The 25,608-nt window shown below is 42.9% G+C and carries 24 protein-coding genes and 1 pseudogene; 20 read left to right on the forward strand and 5 right to left on the reverse strand.

What is annotated here, in order from left to right:
* Window positions 1–26: 26 nt before the first annotated feature.
* From dtd to SEDOR53_RS0107060, 3 genes are all read left to right on the forward strand, one after another.
* On the forward strand, window positions 27–479 hold the full coding sequence (dtd, locus tag SEDOR53_RS0107050; protein WP_026769093.1) for a D-aminoacyl-tRNA deacylase: 453 nt from the start codon (window positions 27–29) through the stop codon (window positions 477–479).
* Between the two features lie 148 nt (window positions 480–627).
* Entirely contained in the window at window positions 628–954 is a 327-nt protein-coding gene (locus SEDOR53_RS0107055; RefSeq protein WP_026769094.1) for a nucleotide pyrophosphohydrolase, read from the forward strand.
* A 27-nt stretch (window positions 955–981) separates the two neighbouring features.
* Entirely contained in the window at window positions 982–2,445 is a 1,464-nt protein-coding gene (locus SEDOR53_RS0107060; protein ID WP_026769095.1) for a glycine--tRNA ligase, read from the forward strand.
* A gap of 100 nt (window positions 2,446–2,545) precedes the next feature.
* Here SEDOR53_RS0107060 and SEDOR53_RS0107065 read toward each other — a convergent pair whose 3' ends face one another.
* Window positions 2,546–3,274 (reverse strand): ferredoxin--NADP reductase, encoded by a 729-nt coding sequence (locus SEDOR53_RS0107065; protein ID WP_026769096.1) that lies wholly within the window; start codon window positions 3,272–3,274, stop codon window positions 2,546–2,548.
* A 207-nt stretch (window positions 3,275–3,481) separates the two neighbouring features.
* Window positions 3,482–6,016, reverse strand: coding sequence for a zinc-dependent metalloprotease (locus SEDOR53_RS0107070; protein WP_026769097.1), 2,535 nt, complete (start codon window positions 6,014–6,016; stop codon window positions 3,482–3,484).
* Window positions 6,017–6,293: 277 nt separating this feature from the next.
* Between SEDOR53_RS0107070 and SEDOR53_RS0107075 the strand changes: the two genes are divergently transcribed.
* From SEDOR53_RS0107075 to SEDOR53_RS0107110, 8 genes are all read left to right on the forward strand, one after another.
* Complete coding sequence (locus SEDOR53_RS0107075; RefSeq protein WP_026769098.1) at window positions 6,294–7,163, forward strand: MotA/TolQ/ExbB proton channel family protein; 870 nt, start codon at window positions 6,294–6,296, stop codon at window positions 7,161–7,163.
* 86 nt (window positions 7,164–7,249) lie between these two features.
* Complete coding sequence (locus SEDOR53_RS0107080) at window positions 7,250–7,900, forward strand: biopolymer transporter ExbD (RefSeq protein WP_026769099.1); 651 nt, start codon at window positions 7,250–7,252, stop codon at window positions 7,898–7,900.
* 41 nt (window positions 7,901–7,941) lie between these two features.
* Window positions 7,942–8,493 carry a biopolymer transporter ExbD gene (locus SEDOR53_RS0107085; protein WP_026769100.1) on the forward strand — a complete coding sequence of 184 codons (552 nt, stop codon included), beginning with the start codon at window positions 7,942–7,944 and terminating at the stop codon, window positions 8,491–8,493.
* Window positions 8,494–8,518: 25 nt separating this feature from the next.
* Entirely contained in the window at window positions 8,519–9,352 is an 834-nt protein-coding gene (locus SEDOR53_RS0107090; RefSeq protein ID WP_026769101.1) for an energy transducer TonB, read from the forward strand.
* 142 nt (window positions 9,353–9,494) lie between these two features.
* Entirely contained in the window at window positions 9,495–10,325 is an 831-nt protein-coding gene (locus tag SEDOR53_RS0107095; protein ID WP_026769102.1) for an energy transducer TonB, read from the forward strand.
* A 96-nt stretch (window positions 10,326–10,421) separates the two neighbouring features.
* Window positions 10,422–11,801, forward strand: coding sequence for a tRNA uridine-5-carboxymethylaminomethyl(34) synthesis GTPase MnmE (mnmE, locus tag SEDOR53_RS0107100; RefSeq protein WP_026769103.1), 1,380 nt, complete (start codon window positions 10,422–10,424; stop codon window positions 11,799–11,801).
* A gap of 427 nt (window positions 11,802–12,228) precedes the next feature.
* Complete coding sequence (locus SEDOR53_RS0107105) at window positions 12,229–13,137, forward strand: hypothetical protein (RefSeq protein ID WP_026769104.1); 909 nt, start codon at window positions 12,229–12,231, stop codon at window positions 13,135–13,137.
* Window positions 13,138–13,260: 123 nt separating this feature from the next.
* Complete coding sequence (locus tag SEDOR53_RS0107110; protein WP_026769105.1) at window positions 13,261–13,584, forward strand: hypothetical protein; 324 nt, start codon at window positions 13,261–13,263, stop codon at window positions 13,582–13,584.
* 344 nt (window positions 13,585–13,928) lie between these two features.
* Here SEDOR53_RS0107110 and SEDOR53_RS0107115 read toward each other — a convergent pair whose 3' ends face one another.
* The gene (locus SEDOR53_RS0107115; protein ID WP_037360740.1) at window positions 13,929–14,192 is read right to left on the reverse strand and encodes a hypothetical protein; all 264 of its coding nucleotides are present in this window, start codon (window positions 14,190–14,192) and stop codon (window positions 13,929–13,931) included.
* A 119-nt stretch (window positions 14,193–14,311) separates the two neighbouring features.
* On the opposite strand from SEDOR53_RS0107115, the gene SEDOR53_RS17340 reads away from it, so the two are divergent.
* From SEDOR53_RS17340 to SEDOR53_RS0107140, 4 genes are all read left to right on the forward strand, one after another.
* A complete protein-coding gene (locus SEDOR53_RS17340; protein ID WP_051416534.1) occupies window positions 14,312–14,674 on the forward strand; it encodes a helix-turn-helix domain-containing protein in 363 nt (120 codons plus the stop codon).
* A 746-nt stretch (window positions 14,675–15,420) separates the two neighbouring features.
* A complete protein-coding gene (locus SEDOR53_RS0107125; RefSeq protein WP_198018835.1) occupies window positions 15,421–16,365 on the forward strand; it encodes a site-specific integrase in 945 nt (314 codons plus the stop codon).
* Window positions 16,366–16,724: 359 nt separating this feature from the next.
* Window positions 16,725–17,000: a helix-turn-helix domain-containing protein gene (locus SEDOR53_RS17345; RefSeq protein ID WP_051416535.1), complete on the forward strand. Its 276-nt coding sequence runs from the start codon at window positions 16,725–16,727 to the stop codon at window positions 16,998–17,000.
* Between the two features lie 2 nt (window positions 17,001–17,002).
* Entirely contained in the window at window positions 17,003–19,150 is a 2,148-nt protein-coding gene (locus SEDOR53_RS0107140) for a BT4734/BF3469 family protein (protein ID WP_037360744.1), read from the forward strand.
* A gap of 306 nt (window positions 19,151–19,456) precedes the next feature.
* On the opposite strand, the gene SEDOR53_RS19460 is transcribed toward SEDOR53_RS0107140, so the two are convergent.
* On the reverse strand, window positions 19,457–19,687 hold the full coding sequence (locus SEDOR53_RS19460) for a helix-turn-helix transcriptional regulator (RefSeq protein WP_198018837.1): 231 nt from the start codon (window positions 19,685–19,687) through the stop codon (window positions 19,457–19,459).
* Between the two features lie 89 nt (window positions 19,688–19,776).
* Here SEDOR53_RS19460 and SEDOR53_RS0107150 point away from each other — a divergent pair, with 89 nt between their 5' ends.
* From SEDOR53_RS0107150 to SEDOR53_RS0107170, 5 genes are all read left to right on the forward strand, one after another.
* Entirely contained in the window at window positions 19,777–20,433 is a 657-nt protein-coding gene (locus SEDOR53_RS0107150) for a hypothetical protein (RefSeq protein ID WP_026769110.1), read from the forward strand.
* 54 nt (window positions 20,434–20,487) lie between these two features.
* Window positions 20,488–21,717, forward strand: a complete 1,230-nt coding sequence (locus tag SEDOR53_RS0107155; protein ID WP_026769111.1) for a hypothetical protein — start codon at window positions 20,488–20,490, stop codon at window positions 21,715–21,717.
* On the forward strand, window positions 21,683–22,396 hold the full coding sequence (locus SEDOR53_RS0107160; RefSeq protein ID WP_026769112.1) for a hypothetical protein: 714 nt from the start codon (window positions 21,683–21,685) through the stop codon (window positions 22,394–22,396). Before SEDOR53_RS0107155 ends, SEDOR53_RS0107160 begins: the two co-directional genes overlap by 35 nt.
* 90 nt (window positions 22,397–22,486) lie before the next feature.
* Window positions 22,487–23,410 carry a GIY-YIG nuclease family protein gene (locus SEDOR53_RS0107165; protein WP_026769113.1) on the forward strand — a complete coding sequence of 308 codons (924 nt, stop codon included), beginning with the start codon at window positions 22,487–22,489 and terminating at the stop codon, window positions 23,408–23,410.
* A gap of 458 nt (window positions 23,411–23,868) precedes the next feature.
* Window positions 23,869–24,258, forward strand: a complete 390-nt coding sequence (locus SEDOR53_RS0107170) for a hypothetical protein (RefSeq protein ID WP_026769114.1) — start codon at window positions 23,869–23,871, stop codon at window positions 24,256–24,258.
* 274 nt (window positions 24,259–24,532) lie between these two features.
* Here SEDOR53_RS0107170 and SEDOR53_RS19045 read toward each other — a convergent pair.
* Window positions 24,533–25,599, reverse strand: a pseudogene (locus tag SEDOR53_RS19045) (IS3 family transposase); the annotation flags it as partial.
* Window positions 25,600–25,608 lie beyond the last annotated feature (9 nt).

The raw sequence follows: 25,608 nt of genomic DNA on the forward strand, positions 1-25,608 counted from the left end.
AGTTCGCATAAAAATCGGTAACAGCTATGAGAATTGTGATCCAGCGCGTAACGGAAGCATCGGTAACGGTAAACGAACAAATCACCGGCGCTATTGGAACAGGATTATTGGTATTGATGGGAATTGAAGATGCCGATAGGGAAGAAGACATCCAATGGCTCAGCAACAAGATCGTGAACCTGCGCATTTTCAATGATGAGAACGGCGTGATGAACCTGGGCATCAAAGAAGTGAATGGCGATGTATTGCTGGTGAGCCAGTTTACGCTGCACGCCAGCACCAAAAAAGGCAACAGGCCTTCTTATATCAAAGCATCTAAACCTGAAACGGCGATACCGATGTATGAAAAGATGATCAAACAACTGGAGACCGACCTCGGCAAAAAAATACAGACCGGCATCTTCGGCGCCGACATGAAAGTGCGGTTGCTGAACGACGGACCAGTAACCATTGTCATCGATTCGAGAAATAAAGAATAATTTTCTACGTCGTTCTAAGGTCGTCATCCTGAGCGAGCGAAGCGAGTCGAAGGAGCTGCTGAATATTCGGGCAGATCCCTCGGCTGCGCTCGGGATGACGATCGTGAATGCTCAGGATGACGAAAGAAAAAACTTAAAACATTGCATTATGACAATCCTGGAAGCGCAAGAGCAGGTAGATACATGGATCAAAACAGTGGGCGTGCGGTATTTCAACGAACTCACCAACTTGGGCATCCTCATGGAAGAAGTGGGAGAACTGAGCCGGTTGATGGTGCGGCAATACGGCGAACAATCTTTCAAGGAATCGGATAAAGGCCGCGATATTGCCGATGAGATGGCCGATGTACTTTGGGTGCTCATCTGCCTGGCCAATCAAACAGGGGTGGACCTTACCGCCGCGCTGCAAAAGAATTTCGAGAAGAAGCATATCCGCGATGCTAACAGGCATAAGGATAATGAGAAATTGCAGTAAGGCTAAAACCCATATTTTTGCTGCGTTATGAGCACGCAACAAGAGAACAAATTCCAGGCAATTATTTCCCACGCCAAAGAGTATGGCTTTGTATTTCCCAGCAGTGAAATTTACGACGGCCTCAGCGCCGTTTACGATTATGGTCCGAATGGATGTGAGCTGAAGAAAAACCTCCGCGACTACTGGTGGAAGAGCATGACCCAACTGCACGAAAATATCGTAGGGGTAGATGCGGCCATTTTCATGCACCCTACTACCTGGAAAGCGAGCGGCCACGTAGATAATTTCAGCGACCCCATGATCGATAACAAAGACAGCCAGAAGCGCTACCGGGTAGACCACTTGTTGGAAGCCAAGGCCGATGCGTTGCGTGAGAAAGGCGCCGAAAAAGAAGCCGACGCATTGATCGCTGAAATGGACCGTTTGCTGGCGGCAGAAGATTTTGCCGCGCTCAAACAACTGATCGCCGATCAACAGATTGTCTGTGCCATCAGTGGTACCGGCAACTGGACCGATATCCGCCAGTTCAACCTCATGTTCTCTACCCAACTGGGTTCTGTAGCGGGAGAGGCCGATACCATTTACCTCCGCCCCGAAACCGCGCAAGGTATATTCGTGAACTTCCTCAACGTGCAAAAAACAGCCCGGATGAAAATTCCTTTCGGCATTGCACAAACAGGTAAAGCTTTCCGTAACGAGATCGTGGCCCGTCAGTTCATTTTCCGCATGCGCGAATTTGAGCAGATGGAGATGCAGTTCTTCATTCGCCCCGGCACACAGAAAGAATGGTACAATTACTGGAAAGAGACCCGCCTGCAATGGCACCTGAGCCTGGGCATACCGGCCGAAAAATACCGTTACCACGACCACGTGAAGCTGGCGCATTATGCCGATGCTGCGCTGGACATCGAATACGAATTTCCTTTTGGTTTCAAAGAAGTGGAAGGCATTCACAGCCGCACCGATTTCGACCTGAAGAACCACCAGGAGTATAGTAAAAAGAAACAGCAGTATTTCGATAATGATATAGACGAAGCTACCGGCAAGCCCTATGGCAACTATATCCCTTATGTGATCGAAACATCTATCGGGTTAGACCGTATGTTCCTGCTCATCTTAAGCCAGTCTTACGAAGAAGAAACCCTCACCAAGGAAGACGGTACTGCCGACAGCCGCGTGGTGATGCGTATCCCGGCTAAGATCGCCCCCAATAAACTGGCTATCCTGCCGCTGGTGAAAAAAGACGGACTCCCCGAGATCGCGCGTGAGCTGATGAATGAATGCAAGCAGCATTTCAAATGTTTCTATGAAGAAAAAGATGCCATCGGTAAACGTTACAGGAGACAGGATGCAATCGGCACGCCTTTCTGCGTAACCATCGATCATCAAACCAAGGAAGACAACACGGTAACCATTCGCCACCGCGATTCCATGTTGCAGGAACGAATACTCATTTCGAAGGTTAAAGAAATCGTGCAGGCCGCTTTATAAACATAACGTCATCCCGAGCGAGCGAAGCGAGTCGAGGGATCTGCCCGAATGTGAAGCAGGTCCTTCGACTCGCTTCGCTCGCTCAGGATGACGGAGCTATTTATCCATACAGCTCTTGGTGGATGTCTTTCTTTTCATACCCCATTGCAACGATCCGTTGCTTGGCTTCATCGATCATATTCTTCCAGCCGCATAAGTAGAAATTGGCGGGGCGTTTGTTTTGTTGTAGGATGGATTCGTACACGGCGTGCACATAGCCTTTATAAGCGCCTTCTCCTACATTTTCTTCTCGGGAGAAAACGGGATGGTAGTAAAAATGGCGCTCGTCTTTTTGTAATTGTTCCAGCTCCTGGCGATATAGGCAGTCGCTGAATTTGCGGCAGCCGAAAATGAGGTGAATATCGCCGTGCGGTATTTTGTGCTTATGTAAATAATGAGCCATGGAACGGAAGGGAGCCACACCGGTGCCGGTGCAGATCAGGAACAGGTCTCTCTCCAGCGGATCGGGCAGGGTAAAAACACCCTGTGGTCCGCGCAGCACCAGCTCGCTGCCTTCATGTACTTCGTTGAAAAGATAATTGGTGCCCAGGCCGCCTTCGAGCAAAACGATCACCAGTTCAATAATATTGGTGCCATCCGGTGCAGAAGCGATGGAGTAGCTGCGCCATCTTTTGTTTTTCTTTTCGTGGATGGGCAGGTCGAGCGTAACGAACTGGCCCGGTTTGAAATCGAAAGAAGCGGCATCGGGAATTTCAATCCAGAAGCGACGAGTAGAAGAATTGGCATTTTCAATTTTAATCACCTTGCCGGTGCGCCATGGTTCAAGCATCGGTTATATTTTACACAATATAAAGAAATGTCCGGTTATTAAACGTCATCCCGGCTACCCCTCGATTCGTCATCCTGAGCGAGCGAAGCGAGTCGAAGGACCTGCTGAACATTCGGTCAGATCCCTCGGCTGCGCTCGGGATGACGATCGAAGAACGCTCAGGATGACGAATCGAGGGGTGCTCAGGATGACGTTCTGATCAGATATTTATTGCTTGGGATCCAATGCACGTTTGATCCTTTCAGACACATCCTGCAAATGATACTTACTCATGCGATCTCCAGTGCCGGGAATGGCAGCGTTGATCTCGGCTTGCAAAGCCTTGAGCTGACCTCTCGCAACAGATGTTACATCGGTATTCCTGGTTTCTGTTGTGGTTATCTGAACGCCGGATGAAGTGAGGCCGGTTATTGCAGTGATAACATTCGGATTCAGCAGGCTGATCAGTTTATCTGCATACGCTTTCTGCAAATTGCGGCGATAAGCGTCGATGGGTTTGTGCGAGCTCAATTCACTCCACACACCTTTTTTCACATCGTCGATCATTTCATCGATGCCGTAGGTGTTGGCCACCCCGTAACGGTTGCCGGCGATCACCATGCGGTACAGCCGGGCGCCATCGAGCAAACCATTGAGGGCATTCACCTGGATGGTCTGCACCCTTTCATTGGCAACAGGTGAAGCGATCTTATTGAGGATATTTTTATCGAGCAGCCAGTTGGGTGTTTCAAACACTTCTTTGTTCAGGTAAGCCACCGCACTTTTCTGAATGGCTTTGGGTGTGGCTTCGTACACATCGCCGGGCTGTTCTATGCTTTTGAAAGTCTCGTACACACCTCCTACGTTTTTGAGCACGTGGCCGGTATAGCGACTGAACTGGCCTACTACCTGCATGTACATGTCTGACAGGTTCTCGTAGCGATCGGCTTCTTCTTTGGTCCATTCGGGCAGTCCTGCTATTACACGCTTGAGGTTCTTGATACCGTATTCGCTGGCTTTAACACTGTTATCACCCAGGTCTTCCATTTGTGCACGCGGGTCGGTATTGTACGATTCACCACCAAACCACAGGCGGGGATTGGCGCCCAGGCGATTAACGATCCACTTGTTGTTGATGCGCTTGTCTTTCTCCACATCGCCTTCGCCGGTATAGCGGTAGCCCCATTCAATGGCCCATTTGTCGTAATCGCCAATGCGTGGGAAGAGACCCACTTCAGAGATATTGTCTTCAGGCTGTGCTACGTAGTTGAAACGGGCATAGTCCATGATAGAAGCCGTATGACCGTTGGCTTCCACCCATGCTTTGTTGCGCAGGTTCTCTACAGGGGTTTTGCTGCTGCTACCCATATTGTGGCGCAGCCCCAGGGTATGTCCCACTTCGTGGCTCGATACAAAACGGATGAGCTGACCCATCAGTTCATCATCGAATTTCATTTTACGGGCTTTGGGATCTACGGCAGCGGCCTGTACCATGTACCAGTCGTGCACCAGCTTCATCACATTGTGGTACCAGCCGATATGGCTTTCGAGGATCTCACCACTGCGGGGGTCGTGCACTTGCGGACCGTAAGCGTTCTCTATATCGGAAGCGAAATAACGGATCACAGAATAGCGCGCATCTTCCAGGCTCATAGTGGTATCGTTCTCGGGCCATTCTTTGCCTACGATGGCATTTTTAAAACCGGCTTTTTCAAAAGCTTTCTGCCAGTCGTTGATACCGGCAATCAGGTAAGGCCTCCATTGTTTGGGCGTGGCAGGATCGATATAGTACACGATCTGTTTGGCAGGTTCTACCAGCTCTCCGCGCTTGTATTTCTCCATGTCTTCGGGCCTGGGCTCCAGGCGCCAGCGAACGGCGAAAGTCTGGTTGTCTACTTTCTGCTGGTCGTCGCTGTACACGGTGAAGTCATCGGCAAAGTAACCCACGCGCGAATCGAAGAGGCGGCGGTGCATAGGCACTTTGGGCAGCAATATCATAGAAGTATTCAGTTCTATGGTAATAACGCCCGCGTTGCGTGCGGCCGGTAATGAAGGCGTAGGGAAAGGGGATGGCATACCCATGGGCGAAGGAGCGATGGCGCCGAAAGTCTTCACCGTACGGATCTCTGTATTGATGGGGTAGGTGTTGATGCTTTGTATGTACGACCTGTCGGGCATGAGACCGGTGAGACCGAACTGCCTTTTATCGTTGGGGTCGAGGCCTACGATCTGGTTATCGCCTTTGAAAAAATCTGTCACGTCGATCACATAACCGGAAGAATCTTTTCCCAGCGATTTGATATCGAATGCCGCGGCGATGGGATCGAGGTAAGAATTTTTAACAGCTTTGGAAATCACGTTGGTTGAATCGGCCGAGCTGATCAGGGTTACCACCCTGATGAAGATATTGTTATTGGGACCTTTCTCGAATTTGAGCGATTGCTGGTTGATCTCTTCCCCGCCATACTTCCGGGCGCCGCCGGGAACTTTCACCAGGCGTGTAACGGCCAGGATCTCGCTGCCCAGCAGGTTTTCGGGGATCTCGAAATAAAATTTATCGTCTACTTTATGAACAGTGAACAGTCCTTTTTTGGTGATGGCCTTGTCGGTAATGATGTCCTTATAAGGCTTGGGACCGGGTTTGGGGATGACAGGCGCTACTGCGGGCGGACCAGCTTTGGCACGGGTTGTGTCTGGATGTTGCTGTGCCAAAGCCGCTACGGCAAATAGCAGCGCAGAAACGGTGGTAAAATGTTTTCTCATAATAGTATGTCTATAAATGTTTTAGAATGACCGCTAAATATAGCCGAGTATTCCATATAATGGAATTTTAAGGTGAAGAAATGGATGAGTGGTTGAATAATGGGATAATGCCCCCGGAAGATCAAATTTGTGGTTTTCGGGAAAACCGCTAATTTGGAGGCCCCTTAGGAAACTTTTGAACGAATGTTTTGATATTTCAAAACTTTTTTCATTAGAATTGCGAGGACATTTTTTTTTAAATCAACTGTAATTTCTAAAAAACAAAAACAATCGAATCATGGCTGAGACAAAACCAATCGCAACAGCTGTTGTAAAAAGCTCATCTTCCGCTCAACCGAAGAAAGGCTCCAACACAATTTCATGGCTTGCGCCAATTTTATGTATTGCTCTGGGATATACCATCTGGCGTTTTGTGTTGGGTGCTCCGAGTAACTTTACACAACCCGATCTTTCTGGTGGTTTCTGGCCACAGCACAAAGGACCCAAAGCCTCTGCTACATTTGCCAAAATGTATGAAGGTGGTATCATCGTTCCTATCCTGATCGGTTGTTTCTTCATTGTACTGACTTTCGCTATTGAAAGGCTGACTACCATCACCAAAGCTGCCGGTTCCGGTAACATTGCCGAGTTCGTTCGCAAAGTGCAGTTCCATCTTGCTAATAAAGATGTGGACAAAGCCATTGCTGAGTGCGACAAGCAAAAAGGTTCTGTAGGTAATGTAATGAAGGCTGGTCTGAAGAAATACAAAGAGATGATCAGCAATGCAGAACTGAGCACCGACCAGAAAGTACTGAACATCCAGAAAGAGGTAGAAGAAGCTACTGCGCTGGAACTGCCTATGCTGGAAAAGAACCTGGTGTTCCTGTCAACCCTGGCGTCTGTATCAACCCTGCTGGGTCTGCTCGGTACCGTATTGGGTATGATCAAATCGTTCTCTGCACTGGGTGATGAAGGTGGTGGAGACGCTGCCCGCGAACTGTCGAAAGGTATCTCAGAAGCGTTGTTTAACACCGCCCTGGGTATCGGTACTTCAGCAGTAGCGATCATCATGTATAACGTATTTACTACCCGTATCGATGCCATCACTTATGGTATTGACGAATCTGGTTTCACACTGACTCAAAGTTTCGCCGCCAACTACAAATAACCTTAGGAATAATTTCCTCAGGAATTTGTATGGAAAACGGAGCATTTTGAATCTTAATTAGTGATAATCAATATAAATAATTAACAATGGGTAGAGCCAAATTACCACGGAAGAGTACCATCATCGACATGACGGCGATGTGTGACGTGGCTTTCCTGCTGTTGTCGTTCTTCATCTTAACAACAAAGTTCAAGCCGGCTGAAGCCATTACGGTAACCACCCCTAACTCGGTGGCTGCCAAGATTGCTCCCGATAAGAATTTTGTGCTGATAACGATCGACAAGGACGGGAAGGTATTTCTTTCGATGGATGATAAACAAAAGAAAGAAACCATAGCGAATACCTTGAATACCACCAAGAACCTGGGCCTGGACGTGAAGGCTTTTGCCGCAGCTGATTTCATCGGGGCGCCGCTTGCGGGCCTGAAATCATTCCTGGCAATACCGAGCGACCAGCGTAAAGGGGCGGCGTTACCGGGTATTCCTGCGAAGGATTCCACCAATAATGAAATGACCACCTGGATGCGCCTGGTAAGTGATGCTTATATGGGGCAGACCGCGCCGGCTTACCTGGTGAAGGGCGATAATGCAGCCAAATACCCTGCTTTTAAAGGGGTGGTGGATGCATTCAAGAAAAACGACATCCTGAAGTTCCAGATGGTAACGAACCCGCAGAATGTACCCCAGGGGTCTGAATTGTATAAGAGTGTTATGAAAGGAGAGAAGCGTTCAGACTAAGGTCTGCCGCGAACTATTATTAACTAAAAAAATCTACCGCAATGGCAGAAATGGATACCTCGAGTGGCGGTGGCCATAAAAAAGGCCCCGGGGTCAAGAAAGGGAAGAAGCTGTCTACCAGGGTTGACCTTACACCCATGGTGGATCTGGGCTTCCTGCTCATTACTTTCTTCATCTTCACCACTACGATGAGTCAGCCTACGGCCATGAGGCTCTTTTTACCGAAAGATGCCGATAAGCCGGAAGACCAAAATAAGGCGAAGCAGTCCGGTGTTATCACCCTGCTCCTGGGAAAAGACAATAACGTCTTTTACTATGAGGGCGAGCTGACCAACAACGGTTCAAACTTCAAGTCATCTAATTTCAAAGAGATCCGTAACGTGTTGCTCGACAAAAAATCGCGCACGCCTGAGAAGGACCTGGTGATCATCCTGAAGCCATCTTCAGAATGTACCTACCGGAACGTGGTGGATATCCTGGATGAGATGACCATCGACGTGCTGAAGCGTTATGCGTTGGTGGATATCACCGACGTGGAAGAGAAGCTGGTGGTAGCATCGGAGAAAGCGAGCGCGCCAACAGCAGCAAACTAAGTATTACTTAAAAAAATCCATAATAATGGACGTAAACAAAATTTTATCCGCGGATATACTCGATATTATATTCGATGGCAGGAACAAGGAGTACGGGGCTTACGAGCTGCGCAGGACCTACAATAAAAGGATGGTGACTGCACTCATTGCTACCGTAGCTGTTTGTTTGCTGTTTCTCGCGGGTTCCATTATTGCCAACTCTACCAAGAAGAAGACCACTTCATTGGTAGTGCAGGCGGATGTGCAGCTGGAGAAGGTGCAGGAAGAGAAAAAGCCTGAGCCACCACCACCGCCGCCACCGCCCAAGCAGGAGCCCCCGAAAGTGGAGATCACCAAGTTCACTCCTCCCAAAATTGTGAAGGATGAAGAGGTGAAACCTGAAGAAGAGATCAAAGAAGTAGAAAAACTGCAAGACACCAAGATCGGTACCATCAACCAGGAAGGTACCAAGGATGAGGGAATCGTTGCACCGCCCGTTGAAGCCAAGGGTACCGGTGTGGTAGCGGCTCCCAAGCAGGAAGAAGACTACGATAAGGTATTTACCGTAGTACAGATACCCGCTGAATTCCCCGGTGGTATTGCCGGCTGGACCAAATACCTGGAGCGTAACCTGAACAGGGATCTGCCTGTTGAGCAGGGCGCGCCTCCCGGCAAATACACTGTGTACGTTTCCTTTACCGTAGACAAAACGGGTAATATCAGCGATGTAAAAGCTGAGAACGACCCCGGTTATGGTACCAAAGACGAAGCGGTACGTGTAATCAAGAAAGGCCCGAGCTGGAAGCCTGCCGTGCAAAACGGACGTAATGTGATTTACCGCCACAAGCAGGGTATCACATTCGTGGTAGCAGAAGAGTAAGCTGACTTATTCTTACGAACGAGTATATAAATCTCCCGTAGCAATACGGGAGATTTTTTTATGATTTTTTGCGAAATGTTTATGGAATTTTTCCTGTGTGGAATTTTTTTGGGGCGGCGTCCCATTTAAAAACCTACACATCATGGAAAAGAAAGACATTCTTGCTGCCGATTTTCTCGACCTGTTGTTCGAGGGACGCAACAAAGCCTATGGCGCTTATGACCTGCGCAAAACTTACAACAAACGGATCACGTATGCATTGGGAGGGACCACGCTTATTTGTTTGCTCTTTATTGCGGGCTCTATCTGGGCACATGCAAAGAAGAAAAGCGATGCGGTGCTGCTCGTTGGCCCCACAGTGGTGCTGGAAAACATCAAACCAGATGAACCCAAGCTGGAAGAGATCAAGCCGCTGAAGCCCGAGCAGCAGAAAGTGGCTACTACGCAGTATGTGGTGCCCAAGATTGTACAGGACGACCAGGTAAAGCCCGAAGAGGAAATGAAAGATATGGCGGTGCTGGAAGACACCAAGATTGGAACAATGACTGTAGAAGGAACGAAGGATGATAATATCATAGCGCCGCCAGTGGAAAAAGGTACAAGTAAGATAGAGGCTCCCAAGAGCAAGGACGAAGATTTGGACAAGATCTTCTATTCAGTACAAATACCGGCTTCATTCAATGGGGGCGAACAAGCCTGGCGCAAATACCTCGAGCGCAACCTCAATAGCGATGTGCCTGTTTCCAATGGTGCTCCTCCTGCAAAGTATATCGTGATTATTTCTTTTGTGGTAGACAGGTTCGGCAAGATCAGCGATGTAAAAGCTGAGAACGATCCAGGTTATGGCACCAAAGAAGAAGCGTTGCGTGTAATACTGAAAGGCCCCGATTGGGTACCAGCAGAGCAAAATGGAAGAAAGGTAGCATACCGCCACCGCCAGTCGATTGGATTCGATCTACGCGAAGCCAATTAATTAGAGAGGTTCTTTGTTGGCTTGCTTGCCCACCGTAGCTTTAGCGTAGGTGGGCCCACCCAATTTTGTGTTATTTTTGGCGAAACGAACAAGTGCATGAGCCAACAACTGATGGGCTGGGACGATACGATCGTGGCGTTGGCTACCCCTCCGGGTATCGGCGCCATTGGCGTGATAAGGGTAAGTGGTAAGAAGGCCATTGAAGTGGTAAATGCATTGTTCCCTTCCAAAGACCTGCAGCAGCAGCCTTCACATACGCTGCATGTAGGTTTGCTCAAAACCGGCGCTACCGTATTGGATGAAGTGGTGATCTCTCTTTTTAAAAACCCGCGTTCTTATACGGGTGAAGATGTGATAGAGATCAGCAGCCACGGTTCACCCTTTGTGCAGGAAAAGATCATACAGGCCATTGTTTCGCATGGTGTGCGCCTGGCCAAACCCGGTGAGTTCACGCAGCGCGCTTTCTTAAACGGCAAGCTCGATCTGGCCCAGGCCGAAGCAGTGGCCGATCTCATTGCCAGTAATACCGAAGCCAGCCGCAAAGCGGCTTTGCACAATATGCGGGGCGGTTTTTCTTCAGACCTTTCTGAGCTGCGGGAACAACTCATTCGTTTTTCTGCAATGATAGAATTGGAACTCGATTTTTCGCAGGAAGATGTGGAGTTCGCCGATCGTTCGCAGCTCAATACATTGATAGGTACGTTGACACTGGCGGTGCAAAAACTATTGCATTCTTTCCAGTTGGGTAATGTGATCCGCAATGGAGTACAGGTGGCCATCATTGGCAAGCCCAATGCGGGCAAGTCTACTTTATTGAATACATTACTGAATGAGAACCGCGCCATTGTAAGCGATATCGCAGGCACTACGCGCGATACAGTAGAAGAAGTGCTGAACATCGATGGCATCTTGTTCCGTTTGATCGATACGGCCGGCATCCGCGAGCACACGCATGATGTGATTGAAAGCATTGGTGTAGAAAAGAGCCTGGAGAAAATGCGGGCGGCTGATATTGTGTTGTATCTTTTTGATGTGAATGATACTACTGTTGCCGAACTGGAAGCCATTGTGCAACAGTTCAGGCAGGAGGCTATACCTTATTTATTGGTGGGTAACAAAGCAGATATGAACACGCAGGCTTCCGCTGCATTTACAACTTTCCCTGATGCTATTTATATTTCAGCGAAAGCGAACAATGGAGTAGATGCGCTCAAAAAATCCCTGGTGGCCCGCACCATCAGTGGCGACATCTATACCGAAGCCACCATTGTAACCAATGCCCGGCATTATGAGGCATTACAAAAGCTAGCAACTGCCCTCAACGATGTACAACAAGGCCTCGATGCTCATGTACCCGGTGACCTACTAGCCTTGGATATTCGGCAGTGTCTTCACTACCTGGGTACTATTACGGGGCAGATCACCAATGAAGATCAGTTGGATTTCATCTTTTCTAAGTTTTGCATCGGCAAATAGCCGCCTCACTATCCACCCATGTTCTACAGGGTTTACATTGATTGTCAATGGATTTCATTTGCCTTTACTTGCCCTTTCTTGCCTTTAGTAGCCGCATACCCGTTACTATTCCGTTACTACTCTTGATTCGTAACAGATTTGGAAGATAGCAGACAAATTATGGGTAACAATGATGCAGTATGATACACAAACAGATACTGGTGATACGCAAAGTATTGGCTGGAAGTGAATAAAAAACTTGTATATATCATTTTTTATTCGCAACTTGTTAATCCCCCTCAAAGTAAACTCCAATTCAATATTCCTATCGATGTGTGTAGTGACAGCATGTTGTGAATAGGTATTGCATAGTATGGTGATTTGACTAGCACATAAATATCTTTCCTGATAGAGCCTATTTAGTATGTTTTATTGCTAAGCAAGACGAATGAGAAAATTTAGATTAGACAGCGAGTTATCTGAGAAGCAAATCGAAGCTGATGTTGCAACTTTTTTTGGATGGATAAGCCCCGAGGGCCAAATGCCATTTCAGTTAATTGATACAAATGAACAAATTTATGGCGCAGACAAAATTTTTGATTATGTAATCCCTATTTATATTCAATTTAAGGTAGCACGAGGCTTATCTCCTATTCCCAGATTTGATATGACGCCATCGCCATTAAAGAGGATTCAGAGATTTCGACAGCAGAATAATTTATTTCATAATCCTACTCTTTACTTTAAGCTTAATAATTTAGCAAAGAATGCCGCTGAATATCAGCATAATATTCTTTATGAGTTGGCGCATACTCCAAATGTTTATGCCTTTTATGTTGCGCCATTGACTTTAGACAAAAATGAATATAATCAATTACTATTTGATAAGGATCATCGATATTACACTCATCCGTTTTACTATGAACTTGAGCATAAAATAAGAGCTTCCCAGAGCGTTACAATGATTAGAGGGATGCCTTTTTTGCGCGCGCATATATCTATTTTTCCGCATGAACGAGTAAGATCGTCAAATCATTATTACTCTTTTTCACCAAATGGAACTGAAATAGCTTGGCACTCACCACAAAATTTGGCAAACCGGATAAATAGACTTAGTGATGTATTATCAGGGATATTGAATATTAGTTTTGCATATAAGAACCGATGGTTTTTCATTGATGAATATGCCAGAGTTACTGACAGTTTAAGACGCGGATTAGTCATAAACGAGAATAATAACAATGCGGAGAATTCGATGGATAGGATAACCGAATTTGGACGAGAGCTTTATGTGAAATATGACATTCGACAGATTCTATTGGTAACAACAAATGAAAGTCTTTCAAGACAACAATAGATTAAGACATGCTAAATAGAATTGGTGACAATATCGTTTCTTATGAAAACTGTACTTATTCAAAAGTTATTTAGCTGAAGATATCTGCTTAAAGTAATCTGAACGGATTTAAAATGTATTATAATGGAAAAAGAATGGGATAAAACATGCGATCGGTTTGTTGCTTTTTTTGATATAATGGGATTTAAGGATATGGTACAAAGAAGTGATCATAACGAAGTTTTGCAGCAATTAATAGCGTTAAAAGGAATGCTTAAACAGTTAGAAGGATATTCTGCCGAAAATCATGATGAGCTTAAAAAAATAAATGTGTCCAAAAACCAAGTTCGTTCCGTTACATTTTCTGATTCAATTCTACTTTTTTCAAGAAGTAATGAACTTCCGGATCTTCAAAAAATTGTTCTTGACTCCTATACTATTCTAGGTAATTCAATACAAAAAAAATAATATTATCGCCAGTATCCGATTATGGATTAGATTTTGACTACAATAGCCAATTAGATTCGTTTGTAGTAACGAGAATTTTTGACTATTACAAAGAAAAGAAAGGCTTTTATATTGGGCAAACTATTCGATCAATTAATGGCAGATCACCACGGGATTTTAATAATGAATGTTCCATTAATTCTTATATATTAGGATGCAGAACATTAAAATCATTTAGTATTGTTACAGATAGAAATACTAACCACTCTTTGGTGAGAGAGAAAATACCTTTTAGTAAACTATATGGACCGACTTTACTTAGATGAGGGAACCTGACTGTTAACTGTTAAGACCAATAAGCTCTTTTAGGTTATTAAAGGTACCGCCTCCACCATCTTCTCCAACTGCTTAATAAAACACAAGACAGCATCCCTCTCCCTTGAGTCATCATAGATATTATTCGGGGTAGTCAACGCCACCTCCAGCAGATTATTCAGGTATCCGCGTACTTCAATCAGCTTCACATCTTCAAAAAACTGCTTAATAACCGCCATTGGGTTCTCTTTCTCTTCTTGAGTTAACCAAATGGGTTGGCTGTAAAACTCTGGGTGTAAATCAAAAGGTTGCATGATTAGTGGTTTTGACTGCACTATCACACAAGGAATGGAACTGGCAAAAAAATGTTGTGGTGGGTGGTTGGGTACAGGAACTTCAGATTAGTAACTGAAACAGAAAATACCCAAACACAATGAGTAGCAACATCTATATTGAAAGAGTTTGCCAGTGCTGCAACAGTAAATTCATCGCCAGAACAACCAAAACGAAGTATTGCTCCAATAAATGCAGTAGCAGGGCATACAAGCATGCAGCAAGACGGGAAAAATTGGAGATCGCAAAGATTGAAGCCAGTATCACAGGAAAGATAAGAACAAAGGTAAATTTCCCGGAGCTGGTGGGAAAGGAACTGTTAACGATAACGGAAGCAAGCGCACTGCTGAATATTACCCATGTAACCCTGAGAAGGTGGATAAAAGAGAGCCGTATTATTAGTTCTAAGATAGGAAAAAAACATTTAATAAGACGTGAATATTTGGATGCGTTGATCCAATAACGAACATCTTTAAAAATCTGAGATTATTTCGATAGGGTGGGTAGCCCCTAACCCCGCAAGTGCTTGTGAGTTAGCTTATGAGACATCAGATCGTAATGTAAAACATGATTTTGCATCTTTTGCAACATTGCAATATTCAGCAACACATCCTTTGAAAAAAACGCGATTATTTTAATGGGGTGGGCAGGCCCCAACCCGGTGTCCCCTACAATTTTAACTCTCACAGCATGCGATCACATTATAAACCATGATTTTACGCTTTTGCAACATTGCAATATTGCAAGTGTGCATCTTTTATTGATTTATTTATTGGGTTGTATACACCAGTATGCAGTGTATACTCTCGTAAAACGGTTTTAAATCGATTTTAAACACTGTTTTGAAGAGTAAATACCAGTTTTGATGGTATAGGAACCGGGTATTTTCGTGTATAGAAAATACCTTTTGGGGTATTGGAAAATAACAACCCGCAAAAACAGTGGTTACTGTTGGTAGTTCCAGTTACTAATCGGATGGTTAGTCCATCATTTAGTAACAGAAAACGTAAAAACAGTATGAAAGTCCATCTTAGGAAGAGGGTAGGTCGGTTATCCACCGAAAATGAAAAAAAAGGTAAAAAACAAATGGCCAGCTTGTACTTGACGTGCATCCCCAGACCAGGAGCAAAGGTTCAATATGAATGGCTTAACCTTCACGTTTACGAGAACCCAAAGACAAACATTGAAAAAGACCACAACAAAGAAACCATGCTGCTGGCGGAATCTGTCAAAGCGCAACGGGTATTAGACCATCAAACAACTGGTCATGGGTTTGTAAGCAGTATAAAAGGTAAGGTTGGTTTCCTTGATTATTTTAAGAAACTGGCTGACAGGAAGCGGGAAGATTCCAACGGTAATTATGGTAACTGGCAGAGTGCTTACGAACATCTGAAGACATATACTGGAAGAAAGGAGTATACGCTGGATCAGATCGATGAAAACTTCCTCGAAGGGTTCAAACAATACCTGCAGGGTAATATCGTAAGACGGGGAACCGGTAAACTGGGAGCAAACTCTTCCCTCTCGTATTATAACAAAGTAAAAGCAGCATTGCGGGAAGCATACATGAACAAAATGATCAAAGAAAACCCCAGTACTCGTGTAAAGGGATTAAAACCGGGAGAATCACACCGCCAGTACCTGACTTTGGAGGAATTACAGACATTGGCTGGAACGCAGTGTGATAATTCATTGCTCAAGAAAGCGTTCCTGTTCAGTGCATTAACAGGTTTGAGATGGAGTGATGTAAAGAACCTGTGTTGGAACAAAATACGGTATACAGAGAATGGTGGATGGAGTCTTGAATATGTACAGAAGAAGACAAAGGCGGCAGAGATATTACCATTATCAGATCAGGCGGTAAAAATACTGGGAGAGAAACTGGATATGAACACAGCGGTATTTAAAGACCTGTGTTACCACACCCACATGAATAAACAACTACAGGACTGGATCAACAGGGCTGGAATCAATAAGAAAATCACTTTCCACTGTGCGAGACACACTTTTGCAACGTTGCAGCTTTCTATGGATACTGATATTTACACGGTCAGTAAACTGTTAGGACATCGACACCTGAAAACAACCGAAATCTATGCGAAGGTGATTGATAAAAAGAAGATCGAAGCGGTACAAAAACACTCTTTTTTATAATTTTAAATACTAATATTTTTATCATTTTCTGAATTTCGATTACCTGTATCCCTTTATGATAAAGGGTTCTAGCCAAATTTTATTGTTTTCTGCAGTTGCAGTGTATTCACAGTTTTCAGAAATTGACAAAATGCAATGCAGCAAAGGGTTTCGCTTAATTTTCCATAACCCCCTGCTGCAGTCATTTTTGCATAATAAATTGATAATCATATCATATTAAAAAATAAAAAGTAGAAACGAACGCATCAGTTAACATTCAGCGAAAAATCTAGTTTTGTCGCGGCCTCCGCGATTGATGGGGACGAGAGATATAAAATGTTCAATCAGAACATTATTTAATCACTCAAAAACCATCAAAAATGGAAAAACAAATCCTACAGGAGTTGCAAGAAATAAAACGACTCCTATCACTTCACAAAGAAGTATTCACTCTTGAAGAGTTCTGCACCTATGCAGGTCTTTCACAAAATCAAGGCTATCATTTAACGTCAACCCGACAGGTACCCTTTTACCGACCCTTTGGTAAAAAGATTTACCTGCGTAAAGATGATGTAATGGACTTTCTATTGAAAAATCCAGCAGGTACTCGTGCAGCAATCGCAAAGAAATCAGTATTAAAAACAATAAAACAATAACAATGAAACAGACAATTTCAAATTTCAGGAACATGTCAGTTCCCACAGGAGTAATGAGTTTACAACAAGTTTATGACCTTATCATAGGTGATGATCTGATGGAACAAACCAATCAGTTGAGAACCCTATTAAGAGAAGGAAAGAAAACGGAGTTCGATGAACAAAAAAAGAAACTACCTGCTGTTACCTTTTCAGGAGAGTTCGAAGGGGGTAGAAAGACTGAAAATCTGGTCAGGTATACCCAACACGTTTGTCTTGATTTCGATAAAATACCTACTCCGGAAGAATTGGAGCGTGCAAAAGCAATAATAAAGGACGAGGTGATAACGAAGCTGGTGTTTGTAAGCCCTTCAGGTAAAGGGTTAAAAGTTGTTGTTGAAGTCGAAGCATCGGTGGAAAACCATAAAGATGTGTATGCACAGGTTGCAAAATACTATGCGGATAAAATCGGGTTCCCGGCAGACCACACTTCTGATGTCCCACGTCTTACATTCCTTTGTTGGGATAAAGATGCATTTTTCAATGAGTTGTATGAAGTGGTTGCTTATCAACCAGTAGAAAAGAAACAGGAGGTAAAGAAACCAGTGGAAAGAAATGGATCCCCTATTGACTGTCAGGTGAGAGAGATTTTCGAATACGCGATCAGTTTTACTGAAAGAGTATGCAAATTCGAGGAAGGGAGCCGGAATAAATTTGTGCTCACGCTGGCTAGCAACTGTAACAAATGGGGTCTATGTAAAGACTTTGTAATTGATTTGTGTATTGATCGTTATACTGATAGTGGATTCGATGAAAAAGAGATCGAACGAGTAGTGAACAACGCTTATAAAAACACTGAACTTTATAACACATGGAACAGACCAGTTATAATACAACCCGAGGTTTTGATCTCAAAAGAAACACTTCCCATTGTAAATGAAATTGCAGAGGATACAACATCATTCTTTAATGATGATGTGTACGACAACCTCCCGGGATTAATACGCGATGTAACCGATGTGTTTACAGTGAAAAGAGAGAAGGATATGTTCCTCCTGTCTTTCGTCACAATTATAAGCGGACACTTGCACTCTATAACTGGTTGGTATATTGATGATCTTTTGTATGCAAACATTTATTCACTTCTTATTGCTCCTGCTGCATCTGGTAAACGGATGATGAGTAAAGCAATGGATATATTTTCATGGGTAGATGCTAATAAAAAAACAAATTACGCGCCACTGATTTCGATCAATGGTACCTTTAAATCTATCATAAGCCAACTGAATAACAGTGATGGAACAGGGGTATTATATGACGAAGAGATTGAGGCGTTGAGTAAGTTACTGAAGTATGATAAGAATGGAATGAGTTTTATTTTAAAACAGGGATACGATAACAGAGTGTTGCGAAATGGCAGAGTTGCATCGAACCAGGAAATAGTGCAAACACCTAAGTTTTCGTTTTTGACTGCCGGTAACCCTCACCAGCTTCCGAATGTAGTTCCGGTTGTCAGTGATGGAGCGTTTAGTAGAAACCTGTTTTATACCTACAACGACGTAACACCATTCTATGATGTGAGACCTGGTGGATGGAAACACTTTGTTGAACAAAAAGAAGAGTATACAGAGCAGTTATCCACCCTTATTGATTTTACACTTTCACATCCATTTGATTTCACATTTACTGATGATCAATTCGATCGTATCAGAACTAATGGGTTGGAACTACAACAACAATATAATGTTGCAAAGGAACAACACATGGATCAGGTGATAAAACGGAATGGACGTGCAATTTTCAAAATTGCAATGCTGCTCAGCGCATTCCGAAAGTGGTCAGAAAGGAACAGTGATAATAAATATATCTGTCACGATACTGATTTTAATACTGCTTTCTCGATGATCGAAACATTGACTGTTCATGCCTACTTCGCCGGACAAATCTTAAAGGGTGAAGGAAAAACCACAGTGTCGAGTGTTGTAGATAGGAAAACCAAGATGCTGGAAGCGGTTCCTGATTGTTTCACCAAGGACGATGCCGAACAGGTCATTAAAGACCTTGGATTTAATGTTCATGAACGAACTGTATATAATGATCTGCAGAGGTTGGAAAAGGATGGTGTCCTAACCCATGAACACAATAAATATTGTAAAAAAGCGACTCTGTAGTCAAAATCAATAAAAGACCGGTCAGAACTTCTGGCCGGTTTTTTTATTTCGAAATTGCAAATTGCAATATTGCAACGAGATGTTTCTTTGTTCCCGCTATATAAATAATAAAATACAGATTCGGGGTGATATTTCCAAAGGGTACAGATTCCAATAATTCCACTCTTATACCTGAATAGTATAAAGGGTGGAAGATTCTTCACACATAATGGGAAAATTCGACTCCGATCTTAAAATAAGGGAAAGGTACCGCCAGACAGTTTGAATCAAAAAAAGTACACAATGTGGAGGTGAAAAACGTTACTCTTAGAATTTAACATCTACCAACACTTTCAAATCAACTTTAAGCGCTTTCGCAATAACGTATAGAGTGGATATGGTGGGATTGTTCTCACCGCGTTCTATGCGACCGATCTGTGACAGGGGGACGTCAGCTTCATTGGCAAGGTCTTCCTGGGATAGTTCTTGCTTTAACCTTAGGCTCCGTATTCGTTCCCCTAGGGCTGTTACCAACTTCTTGTTTTTCACGTTAATCACGGACCCAAATTGGGTCAAATGAATATTTTGAATAGACGCATATATGCGTTATTTTTGGAATACTGCACATAAAATGCAGTGATAAAAGCATGGAACTGGCAGCTTATACGAACCTAATCAAACAGATACCTTACAGGGAGCATTCTTTTGAGACAAAGAGAAAGGTATGGGAGCCATATCGGAATAGACAACAGTTTATTCAGTTTTATAATGATACTTTATTGAATAATGAAGTGGTGACCTTTTCTAGGGGTGAATTATTTTCCATAGTAAAAGAGGACCCTTGCAAGGCAATATTTGCAACCATTTTATGGGGGTATCCTAACGGGTACACGTTAGGATTCAATATGGCAACCCTGTTTCCAAAGTTCCTTAAACAAGTCAAATTCTTATCAAAACAGTTGCCAATTCAAAAGAGCATTACAGAGGACGAATTAAAAAATATGCTAAAAAGCTGTAATGGTATTGGGTTGAGTACCCTTACTAAGCTGCTGTATTTTTTTAATATAAAGATGGATGGAAATAGGTGCTTGATAATGGACGCAAGAATTATTCGTATTCTCAATAATACAGAGTTTAAAGAACTGCGCTCATTTTTTGGTATGGGTACTAATGAACAAAGTGGTATACGACATTATGCTGACTATTTGCGAGTGTGTTCTCAATTATCCAAAAAATACGGATATAAACCCGATCAACTGGAGCTATTCCTCTTCCTGTTCGGAAACAATCTGAAAAATCAATAGAAATCCGTTGTAACCCGAGTAATCGGTCTGATTTTCAGGAAAAATACAAACACAATGAAAAAAGCAATTATCCTGACTATACACCTTTTGTGTATAGTTAATTTCTACTCAAAAGCCCAGAAATTTGGGGATGCAGCTGAAAAAGTGAAATTTCTTGTTCAAATGCATATGCAAGAATCTTATAATTCGCAAGGCCCTCACTCGGTTCGAGAAGACTACAAAGTAGTAATGGCCAACGGTAGCATCAGCGAAGTAATCTTGCAGCAAGAAAATGTTCCGGAAATGTTTTTACGGCGACCTATTTCTTTCAGGACAAGATATGTAATGAACGCAGGTGTATTAAGTCGTGTGGTGAAGGAATATTTTGATGTAAGCGTGTCAGACCTTATGAGGTCGTTTAAAGCAAATTATAATGGTAATAAGATAAACGATTACTATTTCAATGATGATTATTCGGCTTATACGAAGATATATTTAGGCTCAAATCAGTTAGCTACCGCTGAAACAAAGACAACGAAGTTGAGCGACTTCCCACCGAGTGTACGAGAAACTGTAAAAAAGTCAATGAATGAAGCAAAGAGCCGAATTACACTGCAACAGGAAAATGAAAGAATCACGCAAGCGCAAAGAGAAGTTGAAGATTACAACTTCAAGCATACACGTTATGATCTTGGAAAATATGATACTACAATGTTCAACCGGTTTCTGAACGTGTTAAAGAAGAATTTCTTGAACTATTGCAGAGGTGATGCTCCTGAGTATAAGGATTTGTGGTATGGGTATAAAGGTGCTTCAAATGGCTTCATCAGTTATAATAATGTTTATAATGTTTTGTACGAAATGAAAGATAATAGCAGGGAGACCGAACAAAGAGGAAATGTTATTATAGCAGGTTCTAATGATATACGCACAGTTGTATCCGGTCAATTATTATCAGGAACCGATAACGATATGAAAATAGTACGGACAAGTAGTGTTCCGCTTCCGATGATAACCTTGTCTGGAAAAAAGGTTCTTACAAAGGCCCAAATAGATTCTATGCGAATATCCTTTGTTAAAGGGATTACTATTGCGAAATGCGGGAAAAAGGGAGTTGAGTTTACGAAGTTTCCGCCACAGGAAAATATTAAGCCATACATTGAAGGGGTGCTGGCGGAGAAGAAAGGGCGGTTCATTATAAGATATGAAGTGGCAAATATTCTGAATGAGAATTTCACAAGTATCACTTTCAAACCTTACATAACGCTTTTTGGAGAATATCAAGAAGAATATAAGGGAAGGTGAGCCCAGCTTAGAATTGGTGGAGATGACAATTCCTTTTGTGATAGGCAAGAACAGCAATGGGGAAGATAAGTACATTGACCTTGCAGCAATTTCATTATTGATGGTTTCTTACAGCAAGGATAACCAACTGACAGAAGTGGTTGGTAGACTGTTGCAATTGAACTGTGACCGCAACCAAATGAATTATATCATCGCAACGTCAAAGATTGTTCAACAAAACCTGCATATAAATAATGATGTTGTTTTCTTAAAGGACGACCCTGAAAAATCAACCGTTAAGTCAAGACTGCATTTATTGAAAAGGGTACAGAGGGAAATAAAAAAGAGAGAGAATGTCGCAGACAAACAGGAACTACCACATCAATTCTTAATCATTGATGACGTATGGGATTTGGTTACAGCGAAACCCAAATCAGTTGGTTTATCCCTGATGAACATATTACTGGACGGGGTAGCTATAGGGGTTCACACGATCTTGGCCAGTGGACTTTCTTACCGGAACCTGTTGCAGCAGCTTGTACAAATAAACCCATCATTGACTACCGAACTGGAGCGGAGATTTGGTAAACCCATCCCGAAACAAATGAACGTATTGGGTACAGAGCTGATATACACCCCGGATGATTTGATCTTCCTAAAGGAAGAAGGTGAGATGGAAATGAAGCGATTTTTTAAATAAAAAGCTGCATTTGATATTTTTAATTACATTAGTATTAGATATAATAGGAGGAATTTGCGATAGAAATTGAATGCTTTAACAGGTACAGCTATGGAAACTTTTGGGAAAAACATACGAATCTATTTAAAAGATGGTACGGTTACTGGAATAAAATTCGGTGAAGTTGTGAATCATACAATCCAAGCAGTATCATTTCCCAGATCAAGAGCATCTGAAATAGGTAATTATGCAGAAGCAAGGAAACCCGGTGTGTACTTCCTTTTAGGCATAGATGAAGACACAAATGAACCGATGGTTTATATTGGAGAAGCAGAGAACGTGTTCGACAGATTGCAAAACCATATCGCAAACAAAGATTTTTGGAATGAGGTTATCTTTTTTGTCGGTAAGGACGAAAACCTGACTAAATCGCACGTAAAGTATTTAGAGAGTCGTCTTATTAACATAGCGTTTTCTACAAAACGATATAAAGTAGGTAATTCCAATCAACCCCAACAGTCATCCTTACCGATGGCAGATCGTGACGCGATGGAGGAGTTTTTAACATTTATGCGACTTCTGTTGGGTGTGTTTGGCCATAAGTTAATGGAAGATGTAACCCCCCAAAGCAAAAAACAGCTTATGGAAAGCTTGGCATCACCTTCTGTCATTACAAAGCCTCAACAGGTAAATGATGGTTATTTGGAGTTGTCACTGTCTGTATCAGGATTAAAAGCTTCCGCTATCCAAACGGATGAAGGAATTGTTGTTTTGAAAGGATCAGAGGCTGCAAAAGAACCTACAAACGGTTTACAAGCAGGTTATGCTGCTTTAAGAGACAGGCTCATTAAAAACGGTGTTTTAGTTCTGATAGGTAGTAAATATATATTCCAAAGTGATCATTTATTTGATGCTGCTTCTCCTGCAGCAGCCGTTATAGTGGGTTATAATATCAATGGGCGCCATAACTGGCGAGACATAAATGGGAAATCATTGAAGGAGATAGAGAAGGAGAAATTGTTATCTGCGGTATAATGTTACTATTCCTGGACTAATCTCTCTGAAACCCACTAAAATCAACCCAAGTCATTTTCTGCATCGGCAAATAGCCGCGTCACTATCCACCCACATTCTATACTGTTCATATTGATTATCAGCGGATTTCATTTGCCTTTACTTGCCCTTTCTTGCCTTTAGTAACTGGATTCTCGTTACTATTCCGTTACTACTCTTGATTCGTAACAGACTTGGGAAATCGCGAACAGATTATGGGCAACAATGATGCAGTATGATACGCAAAGTGATAGGTTTGATACGTGTTAACACGTAAAATAAAAAAACTTGTATATGTCATTTTTTATTTGCAACTTGTTATCCCTCCCCCCTCAAAGTAAATTTCAATTCAATATTTCTATAGACGTGTGCAGTGGCAGCATGCGAGTGAGTAGATTTTGTCATAAAGATGTACGAGAAAATTTAGAAAATCATTGTTTATGAATAAAAAATTAGAACATTCTTTTGAGGAAATTATTAGAAGAAAAGATAAACAGGTTGCTTTGAGTAAAACAATTCCAATGAAAGATATTGGTCGAAAAGGTCAGCATACTTTCATATGCGAAGCATACACTCATTTGCAGCAACATAATAATGAGGAAAAGCATTTCTTTTTTGAACGATTGAAACGAGTAAAGATCACAGGGAAGACTTCAAATTCAAAGCTAAAAGAGAACGATATTGAATACCGTATTTCTTATTATATAGTCGGTAAAAATGGAACAAAGAAGGATAGATGGATATTCGGCCAATTTTGCCCATTAATCCCTCCGATTGATTTTGAAAAATTAATTAATAAGGCAAGGAGAGAAAAAGTGATTTTAAAATAATTGTAGTTGACGAAAAGTGAAGCCTTATCATTTTTAGGACATCGCTAATTTAGACTTTTTGTTGTTTTGACCTCCCTCCGGATTTCGGGCACTCCTAAGTTGGAGAATTCGGACTGTTTGAAGGATAAAAAAACTCTTTATGAAGGTATGTATTTTCCGGTGAAGCCGACAGGTTTTCTGTAGCTGCAAAATACATCCCTTCATGAAGAGGAACCTTGGGTATGTTTTTTTCCTTTCGCTCTTTTGATTGTTTTATCAGTTGTTCATCTACTACTTCAGCAGGCGTCTTACCATTTAAAGAACTGTGCGGTCGATAGTGATTATATTCCGCTACCCAGCCACTTATTTTCTCATAAGCATCCTCCAGAGATAGGAACCAGTGCGTATTTAAGCATTCATCGCGGAATGATCCGTTAAAGGACTCGATGAATGGATTGTCAGTGGGCTTTCCAGGTCGGGAATAATCCAAAGTGACTTTGTTTTCATATGCCCATTTATCCAGATCCTTACTGATAAACTCACTTCCGTTATCTACCTGGATTCTTTCCGGAACGAGTTGATTTTGTTTTTTCAGCGCTTCCATTACTTCCACGACGTCTGTTCCTTTTAACGACTTTCCCACTCGTATCGCCTGACAAAAGCGACTAAAATTATCCACTACAGTTAAGCATCGGAACCGGTTGCCATTAAAGAGATTATCTGAAACGAAATCCATGCTCCAACATTGGTTTAAACTGTTGTTTTCCACTCGTTCCAGCCGATGGCGGGCTGCTTTGTTGCGCCTGGGGCGTTTACTTCTTAAATTCAATCCTTCTTCCTTGTAAATCCGGTACACGCGGTTAGCGCCGTCCTTCCATCCTTCTCTTCGAAGAACCATAAAAATCCGCCATAGACCATATCGGACACGAACAGCTGCAATCTCTTTAATCCTTTGTCTCAACGGACCATCAGGCCTTCTATGCGCTTTATAATACCAACCCGAGCGATGCATGCATACCACTTTGCAGGCACGTTGAACAGACACACGATATTGATCACGCAGTCGCTGAACACATACTTTAAGCTGTCGCAGCTTCAGGGATTTTTTTTTAACACGTCCTGAAGCATCTGCTTATCCAGGGTCAGGTCTGCCACTATCTGCTTTAAGCGGTAGTTCTCTTCTTCCAACTGGCGCAGCCGCCGAAGTTCAGACATCCCAAGACCACCATACTTTTTCTTCCAGTTGTAAAAGGTCGCTTCTGAAATGCCTATCTTACGACAAACCTCATCCACCCGTGTGCCTGTATCGGCTTGCTTGAGCGCGAAGGCAATTTGCTGCTCGGTAAATTTTGTCTTTTTCATGGCCGTATT

The sequence above is a fragment of the Asinibacterium sp. OR53 genome, assembly GCF_000515315.1.
Lineage (GTDB): Bacteria > Bacteroidota > Bacteroidia > Chitinophagales > Chitinophagaceae > Sediminibacterium.